This window comes from Spirosoma lacussanchae, from assembly GCF_005870035.1.
GTDB lineage: Bacteria > Bacteroidota > Bacteroidia > Cytophagales > Spirosomataceae > Spirosoma > Spirosoma lacussanchae.
Window position 1 is genome coordinate 2304462 of record NZ_SWJG01000001.1, and the last position, 17170, is coordinate 2321631.

At 55.5% G+C, this 17170-nt stretch carries 13 protein-coding genes; 11 read left to right on the top strand and 2 right to left on the bottom strand.

Going from position 1 to position 17170, the window contains the following annotated elements; genetic code table 11:
• Nucleotides 1-25: 25 nt before the first annotated feature.
• On the top strand, nt 26-1546 hold the full coding sequence (locus tag FBR45_RS09525) for a GH3 family domain-containing protein (protein ID WP_138501465.1): 1521 nt from the start codon (nt 26-28) through the stop codon (nt 1544-1546).
• On the opposite strand, the gene FBR45_RS09530 is transcribed toward FBR45_RS09525, so the two are convergent.
• Nucleotides 1541-2176 (bottom strand): hypothetical protein, encoded by a 636-nt coding sequence (locus FBR45_RS09530; protein WP_138501467.1) that lies wholly within the window; start codon nt 2174-2176, stop codon nt 1541-1543. The two genes, FBR45_RS09525 and FBR45_RS09530, sit on opposite strands and share 6 nt — an antisense overlap.
• Nucleotides 2177-2490: 314 nt before the next feature.
• Entirely contained in the window at nt 2491-4209 is a 1719-nt protein-coding gene (locus tag FBR45_RS09535) for a glutamine--tRNA ligase/YqeY domain fusion protein (protein WP_138501469.1), read from the bottom strand.
• Nucleotides 4210-4403: 194 nt separating this feature from the next.
• On the opposite strand from FBR45_RS09535, the gene FBR45_RS09540 reads away from it, so the two are divergent.
• The 10 genes from FBR45_RS09540 (at nt 4404) to treZ (ending at nt 17151) form a co-directional block, all read left to right on the top strand.
• Complete coding sequence (locus FBR45_RS09540; RefSeq protein ID WP_138501471.1) at nt 4404-5747, top strand: TolC family protein; 1344 nt, start codon at nt 4404-4406, stop codon at nt 5745-5747.
• Nucleotides 5748-5760: 13 nt separating this feature from the next.
• Nucleotides 5761-6867, top strand: a complete 1107-nt coding sequence (locus FBR45_RS09545; RefSeq protein WP_138501473.1) for an efflux RND transporter periplasmic adaptor subunit — start codon at nt 5761-5763, stop codon at nt 6865-6867.
• A gap of 73 nt (nt 6868-6940) precedes the next feature.
• Nucleotides 6941-10135, top strand: coding sequence for an efflux RND transporter permease subunit (locus FBR45_RS09550; RefSeq protein WP_138501475.1), 3195 nt, complete (start codon nt 6941-6943; stop codon nt 10133-10135).
• Between the two features lie 251 nt (nt 10136-10386).
• The gene (locus FBR45_RS09555) at nt 10387-11289 is read left to right on the top strand and encodes an SDR family oxidoreductase (RefSeq protein WP_138501477.1); all 903 of its coding nucleotides are present in this window, start codon (nt 10387-10389) and stop codon (nt 11287-11289) included.
• Nucleotides 11290-11418: 129 nt separating this feature from the next.
• Nucleotides 11419-12573, top strand: coding sequence for a zinc-dependent alcohol dehydrogenase (locus tag FBR45_RS09560; protein ID WP_138501480.1), 1155 nt, complete (start codon nt 11419-11421; stop codon nt 12571-12573).
• A 12-nt stretch (nt 12574-12585) separates the two neighbouring features.
• Nucleotides 12586-13080 (top strand): hypothetical protein, encoded by a 495-nt coding sequence (locus tag FBR45_RS09565; protein WP_138501482.1) that lies wholly within the window; start codon nt 12586-12588, stop codon nt 13078-13080.
• Between the two features lie 166 nt (nt 13081-13246).
• Nucleotides 13247-14047 carry an FRG domain-containing protein gene (locus FBR45_RS09570; RefSeq protein WP_138501483.1) on the top strand — a complete coding sequence of 267 codons (801 nt, stop codon included), beginning with the start codon at nt 13247-13249 and terminating at the stop codon, nt 14045-14047.
• A 170-nt stretch (nt 14048-14217) separates the two neighbouring features.
• Nucleotides 14218-14709: a ferritin-like domain-containing protein gene (locus FBR45_RS09575; protein ID WP_246082170.1), complete on the top strand. Its 492-nt coding sequence runs from the start codon at nt 14218-14220 to the stop codon at nt 14707-14709.
• A complete protein-coding gene (locus FBR45_RS09580) occupies nt 14702-15112 on the top strand; it encodes a hypothetical protein (RefSeq protein WP_138501485.1) in 411 nt (136 codons plus the stop codon). Before FBR45_RS09575 ends, FBR45_RS09580 begins: the two co-directional genes overlap by 8 nt.
• Complete coding sequence (treZ, locus tag FBR45_RS09585) at nt 15109-17151, top strand: malto-oligosyltrehalose trehalohydrolase (protein ID WP_138501487.1); 2043 nt, start codon at nt 15109-15111, stop codon at nt 17149-17151. Before FBR45_RS09580 ends, treZ begins: the two co-directional genes overlap by 4 nt.
• The last annotated feature ends 19 nt before the right edge of the window (nt 17152-17170 follow it).

The following is a 17170-nucleotide window of genomic DNA, read 5'->3' on the forward strand; positions in this document are numbered from 1 at the left end:
AGCAAATCCATCCGAAAAATTACCCATGGCAGTTATTGGCGAGTTATTAAAAAGAGCAATTGATGTATACGGCTTTGTTGTGTCGGACCCCGATCCGGTCAAAGCCCAACGCGAAGTGTTACTGGATCTGGTGAAAAAAGCGAAGCTCACCGCGTTCGGCAAAAAATACAACTTTAGTCAGATTCTAACCAGTGCTGATCCGGTACGGGCCTTTCAGCAGGCTGTGCCGGTGCACGACTACGACAGGATGAACGCCGACTGGTGGCATTACCTGCTGGAAGGCCATCAGAACGTAACCTGGCCCGGCGGGCAGCAGTATTTCGCCCTCAGCAGCGGTACGACCAGTACCAGCAAGGCAATTCCGGTTACCGATGATATGCTGGAAGCGATCCGCAAAGCCGGTATTCAGCAGGTGATGAGCCTGAAAAATTTCGATCTGCCCTCCGACTTCTTCGAAAAACAGATCATGATGCTGGGCAGCAGCGTAAGCCTCATCGAGAAAGACGATCATCAGGAAGGCGAGATCAGCGGCATCAGTGCGGCTAATATACCGGGCTGGTTCAGCGGATATTATAAGCCCGGTGTCGAGATTGCGTCGATCCAGGATTGGGACGAGCGAGTGCACCGGATTGCGCAGGAAGCCCCAACCTGGGACATTGGTAGCCTGAGTGGTATTCCGTCCTGGATAGAAATGATGCTGAAAGAAGTGATTGCGCATAACCGGCTCAACACGATCCATGACATCTGGCCCAACCTCCAGGTATACACCACGGGAGGGGTTGCGTTTGAGCCGTACAGGAAGAGTCTGGAAACGCTGCTGGCCCGGCCACTCACCTACATCGATACCTACCTGACGTCAGAAGGCTACCTGGCCACCCAGAAACGCCCTGATACGTCGTCGATGGCGTTGATGGTCGATAATGGCATCTTCTTCGAGTTCGTGCCATTTGTCGACGCCAATATGGACGAAGCCGGACGTGTCAGAGAGGGTGCCACGATTCTGTCGCTGGCCGAAGCTGAAGAGAATACTGACTATGTGCTGCTGATATCTACGGTTTCGGGAGCATGGCGGTACATGATTGGGGATACCGTCATGATCACCGATAAGAAGCGGGCTGAGATCCAGATTACCGGCCGGACCAAACATTTTCTGAACATCGTTGGGGAGCAACTCTCGGTGCATCAGATGAACGACGCTATGCAGCTCATGCAGGAGCAGTTCGACATCGAAATTCAGGAGTTCTTGGTTTCGGCAGTGCGGAAGGAGGGCGAGTACATCAACAAATGGTATATCGGCTCCAACAGAACCGTCGATAACCAGACGTTTGCCGAATCACTCGACAGAGAACTACGCCAGGCTAATAAAAACTACAACGTAGCCCGGACCAAAGCGCTGAAAGGGGTGGAGGCCGAAGTGATTCCGGTCGAGCATTTCTACCGCTGGAGTGAAGAATTCAAGAAGCTGGGCGGACAGGCTAAAATCCCGCGCGTGATGAAAGAAGCCGATTTGCTGGAGTTCGGAGAGTACGTAAAAGGCCTGTCATAGGGCTTTTTTCTGGCGGTCGAGTTTTTCTTCTTCCAGCTTCTTTACCTGCTCAACAATTTCTTCGGGCGAGACGTACAGGCGCGCAATCTTGTCCTTGTAGGCCTGGGGTAACTCGGCATGATCCAGAATGAATCGTTTCGTTTCGATCAGGTAATGGCCGAGGCCGTGGTTGACCGCAAAACTGTCGGCAATCCGCTCGGCCTTTTTTACGTAGGCCGCCGAGAAAACGTAGCCAAGCCCAAAACCCACCAGCTCGAGGTTGGTCCGGCGCTCGTAATCCATGATATGCCCCAGTTCGTGGCCAATCCACCCGATCATGATAGCATCGGGCAGCTGATGAATCGGGATGGCCGTATGCGTCAGGGTAAACAGCGCACTGATGTTGATCTGGTACGCCCGGTCGGCCCGGGGACGCAGCAGGGTCTGAAAAACCGGTTGCGCCTGCATGACGGATGAGTTGATCCGTTGTTTAAAGACAAAGCGAATCGGTGTCTGCTGCAATGCCGGAAAAAAAGACAAAGCGGTCAACACGTTTTTTTCGATGACCGACGGAATTGCTTTGTGGGTTCGAAACCGGGCCAGGTCCGGGGAGATGGCGTCCGGCTGGTCGATACGCTTGTTGAGCTGCATACAGATACACGTCGTTGGTACTACCTGTCAAACGAGATGCCTGCTTATTGGTTTAGAAGAACCGGCCTGGTCGCTCGTTGCGCCGGCACAGCCCATGGAGAGTTGATTGGCAGAGCGTCGTGAAAATGCTCATCGGATCTACTCAGGAATGGGAGGGAAGCCCCTTTCGTAGTATACTCATTGGCCTGACGCAAACGTCTTGATGACGAGAGAAAGAGATGACGTATATACCTAACAGGTAGCCCCGCTACATACGCCGGTTTGCGAAGAATCGGTACGTATAGAGCGGGGCTACCCGGTATCGGTTGAAAAGCTTATCCTTTTTTGACTTCGCCTTTAATCTGTTCTTTGGCCCAGGCATCTTTCAGGGTCACTGTCCGGTTAAAGACCGGACGCTCCGGGGTCGAGTCGGCATCAAGAATGAAGTACCCTTTCCGCATGAACTGCACATTGGTGAGCGAGCCCGACCGGGATGCGTCAACCAGGGCCGGTTCAACGAATGCCCGTACCACCTCGAGCGAATTCGGGTTGAGCAGTTCCTGGAAATCGCGCTCGTCGGCAGCCGGGTTTTCGACCGAGAAGAGCCGGTCGTATAAACGAACCTCAGCCTCAACGGCGTGGGGAACGGATACCCAGTGAATCGTGCCTTTTACGTTGATGCCCGATGTGTCGGAGCCGCTCCGGCTTTCGGGGATGTAGCTGCACCGTAGTTCGGTTATCTCGCCGGTCTCGTCTTTGACAACCTCGTCGCATTTGATGATGTACGCGCCTTTGAGCCGGACCATGCCGCCCGGAAAAAGCCGGAAAAACTTCTTCGGCGGCACTTCCATAAAATCGTCACGTTCGATATAGACCTCGCGGCTAAACGGTACGTCGCGTTCGCCCGAACTGGCATCTTCGGGGTTGTTTTCGATGCGCATGATCTCTTCACGGCCTTCGTCGTAGTTGGTGATCACCAGCTTCAGCGGTTTTTCATCCAGTACGGCCATGACGCGGGGGGTCGTTTTGTTCAGCTCCTCCCGGATACAGAACTCCAGCAGCCCCACATCGATCAGGTTATCGCGCCGGGCCACCCCGATCCGTTCGCAGAAATCGCGGATGCTGGCCGGCGTATAGCCCCGGCGCCGGATGCCCGCAATGGTTGGCATCCGCGGATCATCCCATCCGGAAACGTGCCCTTCCTCGACCAGTTTCTTCAGCTTTCGCTTACTCATGACGGTATACGTCAGGTTGAGCCGCGCAAATTCGTACTGGCGGGAGGGGAAAATATTCAGTTGCTCAATGAACCAGTCGTACAACGGCCGGTGGGGCACAAATTCCAGTGTACAGAGCGAGTGGGTGATCTGCTCGATGCTGTCCGACTGGCCGTGGGCAAAGTCATACATTGGGTAGATACACCAGGCGTTGCCGGTACGGTGGTGGTGAGCGTGCTTGATGCGGTAGATGATCGGGTCGCGCAGCTGCATGTTTGGAGACGCCATATCGACCTTGACCCGGAGCACCTTCGCCCCGTCGGGATACTCACCGGCGCGCATCCGCCGGAAAAAGTCGAGGTTTTCATCGACGCTCCGGTCGCGATATATACTCAGGCGACCGGGTTCGGTGGGCGTACCCTTCTGAGCCGCAATCTCTTCGGAGGTAGAGTCGTCTACGTACGCCAGGCCCTTCAGAATCAGTGCTTCGGCAAACTGATAAAGCTGTTCAAAGTAGTCGGACGCGTAGAGTTCGTTCTCCCAGTCGAAGCCCAGCCAGCGAACGTCGTTTTTGATCGAATCAACGTATTCGGTGTCTTCGGTAACCGGGTTGGTGTCGTCAAAGCGGAGATTGGTTTGTCCACCGTATTTGTCGGCCAGACCGAAATTCAGGCAGATCGACTTGGCGTGGCCGATATGCAGGTAGCCATTGGGTTCGGGCGGAAAGCGCGTATGCACGCGTCCGCCATGTTTCCCGGAGGCCATATCGTCTTCAACGATCTGTTCAATAAAATTCAGATGACCGCGATCGGTCGAGGATTCATTTGGGGCTTCAGTCATCGTTGCAGGCTGCTGATAAAGCCCCGAAATTACGGTGTTATCGCGGGTTTGGCAAACGGACGGGGGGCGGTCCGCACGAAGGATTCAGGTTAATTAGTCTATCAATCGAACAAAAAGGGAGCTGTCGGTAGTTAGTAGGTGGTACACTCTGTTGACTATCGGTCAGCAGCGTGCTGTTGTCTGCTACCGCGGTTATGAAAAATAGTTGGTTACCGTTACTTCTTTTTGTGGGCACCTGGGTGATGACACAGGCAGCCTTTGCTCAGAAAAATACAGATGCTCTGGCCCAGCAGGCGCCCCTGGCCGACTGCATTCAGTTCGCCCTGGAGAATCAGCCCCTTATTCGTCAATCGGCCATCGATCAGGAGATTGCCGATCGGTCGGTGCGGTCGGCACTGGCTGCCTGGTATCCGCAGCTGAACGCCGGTTACGGGCTTACGCATTTCCTGCAACTGCCCGTTACCCTGATTCCGGATGCAACAACCGGTGAGCGACGGCCAGTTGCTCTGGGCGCGAAAAACACCTCAACCGTATCGTTTTCACTGACCCAGTCGGTCTTTAACCGGGATGTGCTCCTGGCCAGCCGGACCGCCGATGCCTACCGGGCACAGGCCAGTCAGGTCACCGTGCAGAACAAAATTGACGTGGTGGTTAACGTGAGCAAAGCCTTTTACGATGTGATCCTGACTCAGCGCCAGGTCGACATTCTGGCCGAGGACATCAGCCGACTCCAGCGCAGTTTGCAGGATGCGACCAACCAGTACCAGAGCGGGGTTGTTGACAAAACCGACGCTCAGCGTGCGCGCATCGCCCTCAACAATACCCTGGCCCAGCGAAAGCAATTTCAGGACCTGGTTGGTGCCAAGCAGCAGACCCTCAAACAGCTGATGGGGTACCCGCCCAATGCGCAGCTGAACTTGGTCTATGACACCCTGCAACTGGCGACCGAAACAGCGCTGGATACCACCCTGCTGGCTAACCCGGTTAACCGAATTGAGTACCAGCTCCTGCAAACACAGGGGCGGCTACTGGAGTCGAACGTCCGCTATAACCGCTGGGCCTATCTGCCCATCGTGAATGCCAACGCCAATTATAATTTGTTGTATCAGAACAACTCGTTCGGGCAGCTCTACAGCCAGTCGTTTCCCAACTCGCTGGTAGGGGTGTCGGTGTTTTTGCCCATTTTTCAGGGTGGTCGCCGGGTGCAGCAATTGCGCATTGCAGAACTACAGGTCAGGCGGCTCCAGTGGGATCTGGCGGCCCTGACGAGTGCCGTTGATGCCGAATACGCACAGGCGCTGTCTACCTACAAAGGGAATCTGGCCAACTATTTTGCGCTTCGGGAGAATCAGGCGCTGGCCCAGGATGTCTATCGGATCATCAACCTACAGTACCGGTCCGGTATCAAAACCTATCTGGACGTAACCGTGGCCGAAGCCGACCTGCGAACGGCTCGTTTGAATGTATTCAACGCATTGTATCAGGTATTGATCAGTAAGCTGGACGTGCAGCGGGCATTGGGGCTTATTCAGTTTTGAGATTTGTAAAACGATGAACATACAGGTAAATACACTTTTACTAGGCGCTACCGTGCTGGTACTTACGGCTTGTGGCGGTAAGAAAGACGAACAGCAGCAGGGACCTCCACCGCCAACCCCCGTTTCGGCCGTGAAGGTGACGAAGGGAAGCGCGGTTTATTATGATGAATTTCCGGCTACGATTACCGCCCTGCTCGAGGTAGACGTACTGCCACAGGTGGCGGGGAACATCACCGGTATTTTCTTTCAGGATGGGCAGCCGGTTCGGCGCGGGCAGAAGCTGTACACCATTGACCCGCAGCAGTATCGCGCCGGTTACGACCAGGCCGTGGCGAACCTGAACGTGCAGAAAGCGAACCTCAACCGGGCGCAAAAAGACGCCGATCGGTACAACACGCTGGCGCAGCAGGATGCCATAGCCCGGCAGGTAGTCGATAATGCATCCGCCACCCTCGAAGCTGCCAAAATGCAGGTTGCTGCGGCCGAAGCCAGCATCCGGGCGGTTGGGACAAACCTTAAGTATACCACCATCTATGCTCCCCTCGACGGTACGATCGGCATCTCTCAGGTACGGATCGGGTCGGCCGTAGCCCCGGGTTCGGCACCGCTCAACACGATCTCTTCCGATAATCCCATTGCGGCCGATGTGCAGGTCGACGAAGCCCAGATCCCGCGTTTTATAGCCCTTCAGAACCAGAAAAACGGCGTTCGGGATTCGGTACTGACGCTGGTCTTACCCGACGGCAGTGTATACCCATATCCGGGAACGGTACGAATCGTTGACCGGGCGGTCGATCCGCAGACCGGCACGCTGCGGGTTCGGGTCGCTTTCCCCAATCCGAAGAAACAGCTCAAAGTCGGCATCAACGCCAACATACGGGTGAAAAACAATACCGGCCAGCCGCAGTTGCTGATTCCCTACCAGGCCGTTACCGAGCAAATGAGCGAGTACTTCGTTTACGTGGTTGGCGATAGCAGTAAGGTAACGCAGAAAAAGCTGGTGCTGGGCGCGCGGATCAACGACAAAGTGATTGTGAAAAGCGGCCTGAAGGAAGGCGAGCTGATCGTCACGGAAGGCACGCAGAAAGTTCGGGAAGGAGCTAAAGTAAACGTTAATTAGCCATGGGGTGATTGAGTGGATCGGTTTATGATCGGCCACTCAATCACCCCATCGGTATCACTCAACAGAACCGATGTTCGCAGAAATTTTCATCAATCGGCCCGTAACGGCTATCGTCATATCCATTGTCATCGTGGCGCTGGGTGTGCTGGCGCTGCTGAGCCTGCCCGTTAGTCAGTACCCCGACATTACGCCCCCGGTGGTGCAGGTAACGGCTACCTATACCGGAGCCGATGCCCAGACCGTTGAACAGACCGTAGCCACTCCCATCGAAACGCAGGTAAACGGTACACCAGGCATGGCTTACGTCCAGACCAATGCCACCAACGACGGGCGTATGAGCATGAACGTTACCTTCGATGTGGGGACCGACGTGAACATTGCTGCACTTGACGTACAGAACCGGGTCGGTATTGCCCAGCCCCAGCTGCCCGAAGAGGTGACCCGCCTGGGCGTAACGGTCCGGAAGCGGAACCCTTCGCTCTTTATGCTGGTCGCGATCTACTCGCCAAAGGGTACTCACAACGTCTCGTTTCTGGACAACTACGCCAACATCTACATCCGCGACGCGCTGTTGCGCGTGAAAGGGGTGGGGGACATTTTCAGCCGGGCCGACGACTTTAGCATGCGGATCTGGATGAAGCCCGACCGGCTGGCGCAGCTCGGCCTCACCGCCGACGATGTTGTGGCGGCCCTGCAGGAGCAGAACCTGCAGGTTGCCGGCGGATCGGTAGGGGGACCGCCCCAGCCAACCTCGCAGGCATTCGAGTACACGGTATTTACCAACAGCCGGCTCAGCAAGGAAGAAGAGTTCAACAACATTGTGGTTCGGTCAGACCCGGCGCGTGGTTCGCTGGTGTACCTGAAAGATGTGGCGCGGGTTCAGCTCGGCAAGTTCTCCTATGCCAGTAACTCCTTCGTTGACGGCAACCGCGCTGCTTACCTGCTTGTTTACCAGTTGCCGGGCAGTAACGCCCTGGCAACGGCCGAGGGGGTATACGCGGCCATGGAAAATCTGAAAAAGACGTTTCCGAAAGATATTGATTATGTTGTACCGTTCGAGTCCGTATCGGTGATTCAGGTGTCGATATCGGAGGTGGTCAAGACCCTGCTCGAAGCGCTGGTGCTGGTAATTCTGGTGGTCTTTTTGTTCCTCCAGAGCTGGCGCGCTACGCTGATCACTCTGCTGGCTATTCCTGTATCCATCGTCGGAACGTTTGCCCTGTTCGTGCCGCTTGGGTTTACGGTCAATACCCTGACGCTGTTTGCCTTTGTACTGGCCATCGGTATTGTAGTCGATGATGCTATTGTGGTGGTGGAAGCTGTTCAGGCAAACATCGATAAGGGCATGTCGCCCAAAGAGGCAACGGTAGAGGCCATGCGGGAAATTTCGGCGCCGGTAATTGCCATCGCGCTCATTCTGGCGGCTGTATTCGTGCCGGTCGGCTTTATACCGGGTATTGTGGGTCGTTTGTACCAGCAGTTCGCGATCACCATTGCGGTATCGGTACTGATTTCGGCGTTCGTGGCGCTGTCGCTTACCCCCGCCCTGTGTACCATGCTGCTTCGGCCCATGCACATCGATGAAAATGCGAAGGGACTCAACCGGTTCTTCTACAAGTTCAACCAGTGGTTCGAACGGGTAACGAATGCCTATTCTAACAGTGTTAAGCGGCTGATCAAGGCCACCCCGCTGGTACTCGTGGGCCTGGCTGTGGTGTATGTAGGGACCGGCCTGCTGTTCAAAGCCAAACCCACCGGGTTTATTCCGACCGAGGATGAAGGTCGGCTCATTGTGACCTACGAAATACCGGAAGCGGCTTCGACCTCGCGGAGTCTGGTGGTGTTGAAGAACATCATGAGCATTCTGAAGCAGCAGCCCTACGTGGCTCACTTCTCGGCGCTGGGTGGTCTGAATGCCATTACCTTTGCCTCCAAATCGAACAGCGGTACGGTATTTATTCAGCTGAAACCCTGGGAAGAGCGAACCGGACCGGGTATGCAGGCCGACTCGCTGGTACCTAAACTCCAGCGCGCCTTTGCTGGCTTGACCGATGCGCGGGTGCAGGTTATTCAACCACCCGCCATTCCGGGATTGGGGCAGTCGTCGGGTTTTACGTTCGAGATCCAGCAGCGCGAAACCAACGACGACGTGAAGGCTTTCGATGGGGTGGTGCAGAATTTCCTGGCCCAAGCCAACAAACGCCCCGAAATAGGCCGCGCTTTCTCTTACTTTACGGCTAAGGCCCCGGCTTACCGGGTCGAAGTGGACCGCGACAAGTGTAAAAAGCTCGGGCTATCGGTGTCCAACGTTTACCGGACGATGCAGACCTTCCTGGGTAGCCAGTACGTAAACGATTTCATCATCTACGGGCGTAAGTTCAGGGTTGTTGCCCAGGCCGATACCATGTACCGGACTGACGTGAAGAACCTGAACCAGTTTTACGTCCGCAACGCCGGTGGTCAGCTGATTCCGATCAGTAACGTGATCAAAACGACCGTAATCGAGAACGCACCGCTCATCTCTCACTTCAACCTATTCCGGGCGGTCGAGCTGAACGGCGGGGCCAAACCCGGCTTCAGTAGCAGCCAGGCTAATGATGCCTTACGGGAGGTGGCGGCCCAGGTATTGCCTGCCGGGTACTCGTACGATTTTTCGGGGTTGAGCCGCGAAGAGATCAACGCGGGCAATAGCTCGGTCTATATCTTCCTGCTCAGTATCGGATTCGTATTCCTGTTCCTGGCTGCGCTATATGAAAGTTGGTCGGTGCCATTCTCCGTCCTGCTGTCGGTGCCAATCGGGGCGCTGGGGGCTATTCTGGCGCTGGTCATGTTTCCGTACCTGACTAACAACGTATACGCCCAGATTGGTCTGATCACCCTGATCGGCCTGGCTGCCAAGAACGCCATCCTGATTGTCGAGTTCGCTAAAGAGCGCGTTGATCGGGGAGAGGATCTGCTCGAGTCGACCATTGAAGCGGTTCGGTTGCGGTTACGGCCTATTCTGATGACGTCACTTGCGTTTATCCTGGGGGTGGTGCCACTGGCTATTGCCACCGGTGCGGGCGGGGTGGCCCGGGCCACCATCGGCCGTACGGTGCTGGGAGGGATGCTGGCTGCTACCTCGCTGGCCATCTTCGTGGTGCCGGTGTTGTACGTGGGCATTACCCGATTGGCCTACGGTAAGAAAGGCCTCGAAGCCCTCAAAAACAAAGCCCGGGAAGAGAACAAAGGGGCTGAACACCAGCCACAGGTAATTGATAAATAAGCTGTAGACAGCTGTTTGAACGCGCGGGACCTGTTGTCAGGCCCCGCGCGTTCTTTTTTGCCGGCTGGCTGGTTTTTTCGACAGGCCCGGTCCGGTTAGATAATGGACCTGGACCTGTTGGGGACGGCTTCTTCCTGGAACAGGAGCCAGGCCGTTGCCTAACTCAGGCCGGGAGTTCGATAACTGTACGGGACCCGGGGGAGTATAGTATTATAGTTTATAAATACTATAGACTAAACTGATATAACGTTATGAACACAACGGACAGAACACCCGAAGAGGTACAGACAGACCCGCTCACCAAACACCCGCAACCCCCTTTCCCCGATCAGAAACAGGACGTACCCGGTGTAGAAGCCGACATGCAGCCCAAAGCCGATCATGGTGAGACATCGTACAAGGGATCGGGCAAATTGACCGGCCGTAAAGCTCTTATTACGGGTGGTGACTCCGGCATCGGTCGGGCCGTGGCCATTGCGTTTGCCCGCGAAGGGGCTGATGTGCTGATCTCCTACCTGAACGAAGAAGAAGATGCCCGCGAAACAGCCCGCTACGTAGAAGAAGCCGGTCGGAAAGCGGTACTGGTACCGGGCGATATCAGCGACGAAGCCCACTGCCAGGAACTGATTAGCCGGGCGGTTGCAGAATTAGGTGGTCTGGACATCCTGGTCAACAACGCAGCCTATCAGATGGCCCACGAATCGTTGCAGGACATCACCGCCGAAGAGCTGGACCATACGTTCCGTACCAACATATTTTCGATGTTCCACCTCTGTAAAGCGGCCGAAGAACATCTGAAACCGGGCAGTACAGTTGTCAACACCACTTCGGTCAATGCCTACAAACCGAGCCCGATACTGCTGGCCTATGCAGCCACGAAGGCGGCTATCCAGAACTTCACGGCCAACCTCGGTCAGGTATGGGCGGAGAAAGGCATCCGGGTCAATTGTGTAGCACCGGGCCCGATCTGGACCCCGCTGATTCCGGCAACGATGCCCCCCGAGAAGGTAAAAACGTTCGGACAGGATGTGCCGCTCAAACGCGCTGGCCAGCCTGCTGAACTGGCTCCGATTTACGTTTTGCTGGCTTCCGAGGACTCTAGCTATATGACCGGCAGTACCGTACAGGTAACCGGTGGGTCGCCTACCATCTAGCAGCGCCATTCGTTGAGAATAGTCATGCGCCTGCCGACTGCGGCTTATCGCCAGGATCTCTCAGGCCTATGAAATAAATCGGGGCGGTCTTATGTCTGCCTGGTCATCACATACAGAAAGGAAGAACTTATGTTAGCTATGAATTATCGGGGCCCCCGGCGGGTCCGTATTGACCGGAAGCCGTTTCCGGAAATAAAGCATCCCGAAGACGCCATCGTTCGGGTTACCCGCTCCTGCATTTGCGGGTCCGACCTGCACCTGTACAACGGAAATGTGCCCGATACGCGCGTGGGTATGACGTTTGGACACGAATTCGTGGGGGTTATCGAAGAAATTGGGCCAGACGTTCACAACGTAAAAGTGGGCGATACTGTGCTGGTCCCGTTCAATATTGCCTGCGGGAAATGTGCATTCTGCAAGCAGGGTCTGTACGGCAACTGCCACGAGTCCAACACACAGGCCACGGCGGTAGGGGGTATTTTCGGCTATTCGCACACGGCCGGTGGATACGACGGCGGACAGGCCGAGTACGTTCGGGTTCCCTACGCCAACGTTGGTCCCACGGTGATTCCGCCCGATATGGACCCGGACGATGCAGTATTGCTGACCGACGTGCTGCCCACGGGCTATCAGGCCGCCGAGATGGGTGGTATTCAGCCCGGCGATACGGTCGTTATTTTCGGGGCGGGTCCGGTTGGCATCATGGCGGCCAAATGCGCCTGGCTATTCGGGGCGGGCCGGGTCATCGTCTTCGATCATGTCGAGTATCGGCTCGAATTTGTGCGTAACTACGCCCAGTGCGAGGTATATAATTTTCGGGAGGTAGACGATGTGGTTGTGTTTGTCAAGAAGCTGACCGACTGGCTGGGGGCCGACGTCTGTATTGACGCCGTAGGAGCCGAAGCCGCTGGTAATGCCATGCAAACCATAACGGGCCGGAAAACGCTGCTACAGGCCGGTTCGGCCACCGCGCTGCACTGGGCCGTCAACTCGGTCAAGAAAGGCGGTATCGTTTCGATTGTTGGGGTGTACGGCCCAACCGATAACCTGGTGCCGATTGGTAATGTGGTCAATAAAGGGCTCACGATCCGGGCCAATCAGACCTCCGTGAAGCGGTTGCTGCCCCGGCTGATCGATCATATTCAGCAGGGACGTATCAACCCCAAAGCGATTATTACCCACCGCATTCCGCTGGAGGAGGTTGCCGAAGCGTACCATATTTTCTCGGCCAAGCTCGACAACTGCATCAAACCGGTTCTTATTCCACCCTCAGCCCGATCATAATCCAGAACGACGATGGAAAACTTAGCAGATCAATACACACACATAGTAGGATGGGGCGTAGATGCGGACCCGAAAAACGATCCGACCTACCCCATGAAGCACCGCACCGACGAGGAGCAGAAAGGCTACAGCTGGGAGCGGCCCGCGCAGCAACCGGAAGATATAGAGGTGCTGCGCTCGATCGAGCGCCCCAACGTAAGCGCCGTTTTCGGAACGTCGGTTCCGCCCCAGGGACTTAGTGGTCAGATACGTCGGTTCGCGTTCCGATACAGTGAGTCGAGCTACGGTCACTGGCTGCCCTTGCTGGTTGCCGACCGCGTCAACGTGGTAGAAGGCATTCTGGATGACCTCAAACGGGGCCACGTACCGAATATCTTCGCCGAGAAAGGTATGAAAGCCGACTGGAAGTATAACCAGAAAGCCCTGGTGCAGACGGTCGTGGTAGGGGCTTTGATTACCACGGCGGTTGTCGTGCTGTTCAGAAATCGTAAAAACGCATTATCGTAATTGATGGTCCATCTGCTGGGCGGTCAGCGTTCGAAGCATACAAGTTGTTTCCAGGAATAGAGGGCCAGTCTGTATAAAGATGGAATCCGGTCGATTCGTTTTTATGAAGACTGGCCCTGCTGGTTGTACGAAAGCCGTTAAACAACCTCGCTGTTGAGGTAAACATATGACTAGTAGGAAGTCTGTACCGGACGAACGGGTTGCTTCCTGGAGTCAGCTCATGGACCGGCTGTATGCCGATGCCTGGACGCCGACCATCCGGCGGTTTCGTCCGCCCGTTGCGTTTCGCGGCATGGCCGATGCCTCTTTTCTGCTGAATACGTCGCTTATGCGGCTGGGTAATGGCTATACCTGTAGTGAGGGACATTTACTCCGGAACTTCAGAAAATATGCCGTTGGGCGGGTGCCGCATCATGAATCGTTCTGGTACTGGCTGGCTATTGCGCAGCACCATGGCCTGCCGACGCGCCTGCTCGACTGGACCTTCTCCCCCTTTGTGGCCCTTCATTTCGTTACGGCTTCTACTGAGTTGTACGACCGGGATGGGGTAATCTGGTGTATCGATTATAAGAAAGTGCATCAGCAGGTACCGGAGTCGCTTCGTGTGTTGCTTGACAGTGAGGGGGCCGACGTCTTCACGGTCGATATGCTTAACCAAATTCAATCCCTGCCGGACTTCGATACCCTCGCTCGGGAGCCGTTTGCTCTGTTTTTCGATCCGCCTTCCATTGACGAGCGTATTGTTAACCAGTACGCTATGTTCTCGATCGTGTCTGACGCTCGTGTAGGGCTGGGGCAGTGGCTGGAAGAGCGACCGACCATGTATCGGAAGCTTATTATACCGGCCGAACTCAAATGGGAAATCCGGGATAAGCTCGATCAGGCAAACATCAACGAGCGGGTGCTTTTTCCTGGACTGGATGGGCTCAGCCAATGGCTCCGCAGGCAGTATATTCAGCTCGATTAAGACCATAAGACATTAGCTGAAAATACGGGCCGTTTCCTCATTTGAGTGTTGTAAGAACGGCCGTTCAGGCATGTAGAGCGCGTTGTTTTTGTACGGTTCAATCAACTGGCCTAACCAGTCCGATAAAACCGGTTAATCTGGTTTACAAACCACTTAAACGTTTACTCAACATGAAAACAATGGATGAGTTCATGGAGCACACGATCCAGGATCTGTACTCTGCCGAACAACAGGCGCTGGAAGCCATGCCGGAACTTAGTGACATGGTCCAAAACGAACACCTTCGACAGGCGTTTACGGTACACCAGCGCGAAACCGAAATGCAGTTACAGCGGCTGGTACAGATTGCCCAGCAACTGGGGATAGACCCTGAAGGCGAAACCTGTTTGGCCATGCAGGGACTTATCGAAGAAGCCCGGGATTTGCTGAGCCAGCTGGAGCCGGGTCAACTGGCCGATGCTGCGATCATTGGCGCAGCCCAGAAAATGGAACATTACGAAATTGCCGCTTATGGAACGGCCCGTACGCTGGCTCAACAGGCTGGACAGAAGCAGGCTGCCGATCTGCTCGAGCAGACGCTCAACGAAGAGAAAGCCACCGATACCAAACTAACAACCATTGCTACGGGTGAGGTAAACCAGCAGGCAGCCCAAAGTGAATAACCAGATCCAGGAGAGCCAGCTAGGGCTGGCTCTCCTGGTCATTATCAACGGTATGGTTACAGATATCCAACCCCAGGCGATGCGGCAGTTATGCCCGCTGCTACGTATCGATGATACGGACAAGGACGACACGGTGATTCAGATTCTGTTCTGGAAAGCACTATATGAGCAAACAGTCGCTTATGTAGACCAGCTGCATGGCGCATTCGATCGGCTGGTGACTTCGCCCGATGAAACGCTGGAAGGCGTATGCCAGCGTGAGGCAGATATGGCGTTATTCATCAATCCGTTCCTGACCGGACAACCGTTCAATATCATCAGCTACCTGCAGCAGGAGTCGCAGCTATCGCACCGCCCCTTACAGGATGAGTCCGCTCAAGGCCATACCGATCTATACGTATGAATCAGTCAATAAACTCAACCGTATCGTTACGCGTTGGTCCGCGTGCCAAAGACGCGCGGCACCTATACCCATTAACTACAGAACGCCGTTTGCTGGGCGTTAGCTTTCCGGCCGATGGGGAGGCCGAAGTGCTGGTATGGGCACCCCTGGCTACGCAGGTATCTATTTGTATTGAGCAGCAACCGGATCCTGTTCCTTTGAATAAAGAAGCGTATGGTTACTGGCACCTTCGTACTGACCTGATCCGGCCGGGCGATCGATATACGTTTCGGTTACGAAATACCGACCCCCAAAAAGAGCCCGATCTGGATGGGTCGGCACTGGAAATGCCCGACCAGAGCGATCAGGACCTCGACCGGCCCGACCCCGCTTCCCTGGCCCAGCCCGACGGGGTACATGGACCTTCGCAGGCGGTAGATACCGGCTCCTTTTACTGGGAAGACCAGAGCTGGGTGAATCCACCGCTGTCGAGTTATATACTGTACGAAATCCATACCGGCTCCTTTACTCCCGAGGGTACCTTTGCCGCGCTGGAGGAGAAGCTCGACTACCTGAAGTCGCTTGGCATAAACGCCATCGAAATCATGCCAGTGGCCCAGTTCTCAGGTAAGCGCAACTGGGGCTACGACGGCGTCTATAGCTATGCGGTACATGACGCCTACGGGGGGGGGCGGGCCCTGCAGCACCTGGTCGATGCCTGCCATTACCGGGGCATGGCGGTGGTACTGGATGTGGTCTACAACCACTTTGGGCCCGAAGGCAATTACCTGACCGATTTTGGTCCTTACCTGACCAGCCAATATCACACACCCTGGGGCAAGGCCGTCAATTTCGACGACACCTGGTGCGACGGCGTCCGCCGGTACGTGATCGAAAATGCGCTGATGTGGTTTCGTGATTTTCACATCGATGCTTTGCGGCTGGATGCCGTTCACGCCATCAAGGACTTTAGCCCTACGCATATTCTGAGTGAACTCCGGCAACAGGTCGATGCGCTATCGGCCCAGACCGGGCGCACCTATTACCTGATGGTGGAAAGCGATCTCAACGACCCGCGGGTGATCAGTCCGCTGGCTGAGCAGGGGTATGGAATGGATGCGCAGTGGATCGATGAGTTTCACCACTCCCTGCGGGTGAGCGTGGGCGAAGAGCGAACGGGGTATTACGCCGATTTTGACCGGATCTATCACCTGGCCAAATCCTATATCGACGCCTATGCCTACGACGGGCAGTTTTCCTGTGTCCGGCAGAAGCGCTTCGGACGTAAGCTTGGTCAGCACCCCGGCTGTCAGTTTATTGTTTTCTCCCAGAACCACGACCAGGTAGGTAACCGGAAAGGGGGCGAGCGCTCGAGTCAGCTATTTAGCTTCGACAGGCTTAAACTGATGGCAGGGGCCGTTTTGGCCAGTCCGTTTATTCCGATGCTGTTTATGGGCGAAGAGTGGGGCGAAACCAATCCGTTCTTCTACTTTGTCCATCACTCAGACCCTGACCTGATCGAATCCGTCCGGGCGGGCCGACGGGAGGAGTTCGCTTCGTTTTACACCGGAAACGACATGCCGGACCCGCAGAGCGGAAAAACATTCCGGCAAACCAAACTGCAATGGAACCTGCTGGAACAGGAGCCGCACCGGACTTTGCTGCGGTACTACCAGTACCTGATTGCCTTACGACAACAGCTTCCGGCGCTACATACCCTGAGTCGGAAGCAAGTGGCCGTCATCCCCGATGAAGAAAACCAGACGCTGGCTCTGCATCGCTGGCATGACGAACAGCAGGTACTTTGCCTGATGAATTTTGCTGATGAGCCGCGGACGATCCGGATGCCGGGCGAGGGCGAATGGCAAAAACTGTTCGACTCGGCCGATGAATCATGGCAGGGTCCCGATGCGCAGAAAATCAGCCAGGCACCTGCCAGTGTCTTCAGCGACAGTGGGGTAGAGGTGCAGGGCGAGTCGATGGTACTCTACGGCCAGGGGCATGAAGAATATCATCTGGCCAACCCTGCTCCTATGCCGGCCCGGCTGATTGCGTCCTGATGCTAACCGGCAGGCCGAA

What these genes read in the sequence shown, in the direction of transcription:
- FBR45_RS09525 (WP_138501465.1), top strand. Translation starts at nt 26, where the DNA reads ATGGCAGTTATTGGCGAGTTATTAAAAAGAGCAATTGATGTATACGGC.
- FBR45_RS09530 (WP_138501467.1), bottom strand. Translation starts at nt 2,176, where the DNA reads ATGCAGCTCAACAAGCGTATCGACCAGCCGGACGCCATCTCCCCGGAC.
- FBR45_RS09535 (WP_138501469.1), bottom strand. Translation starts at nt 4,209, where the DNA reads ATGACTGAAGCCCCAAATGAATCCTCGACCGATCGCGGTCATCTGAAT.
- FBR45_RS09540 (WP_138501471.1), top strand. Translation starts at nt 4,404, where the DNA reads ATGAAAAATAGTTGGTTACCGTTACTTCTTTTTGTGGGCACCTGGGTG.
- FBR45_RS09545 (WP_138501473.1), top strand. Translation starts at nt 5,761, where the DNA reads ATGAACATACAGGTAAATACACTTTTACTAGGCGCTACCGTGCTGGTA.
- FBR45_RS09550 (WP_138501475.1), top strand. Translation starts at nt 6,941, where the DNA reads ATGTTCGCAGAAATTTTCATCAATCGGCCCGTAACGGCTATCGTCATA.
- FBR45_RS09555 (WP_138501477.1), top strand. Translation starts at nt 10,387, where the DNA reads ATGAACACAACGGACAGAACACCCGAAGAGGTACAGACAGACCCGCTC.
- FBR45_RS09560 (WP_138501480.1), top strand. Translation starts at nt 11,419, where the DNA reads ATGTTAGCTATGAATTATCGGGGCCCCCGGCGGGTCCGTATTGACCGG.
- FBR45_RS09565 (WP_138501482.1), top strand. Translation starts at nt 12,586, where the DNA reads ATGGAAAACTTAGCAGATCAATACACACACATAGTAGGATGGGGCGTA.
- FBR45_RS09570 (WP_138501483.1), top strand. Translation starts at nt 13,247, where the DNA reads ATGACTAGTAGGAAGTCTGTACCGGACGAACGGGTTGCTTCCTGGAGT.
- FBR45_RS09575 (WP_246082170.1), top strand. Translation starts at nt 14,218, where the DNA reads ATGAAAACAATGGATGAGTTCATGGAGCACACGATCCAGGATCTGTAC.
- treZ (WP_138501487.1), top strand. Translation starts at nt 15,109, where the DNA reads ATGAATCAGTCAATAAACTCAACCGTATCGTTACGCGTTGGTCCGCGT.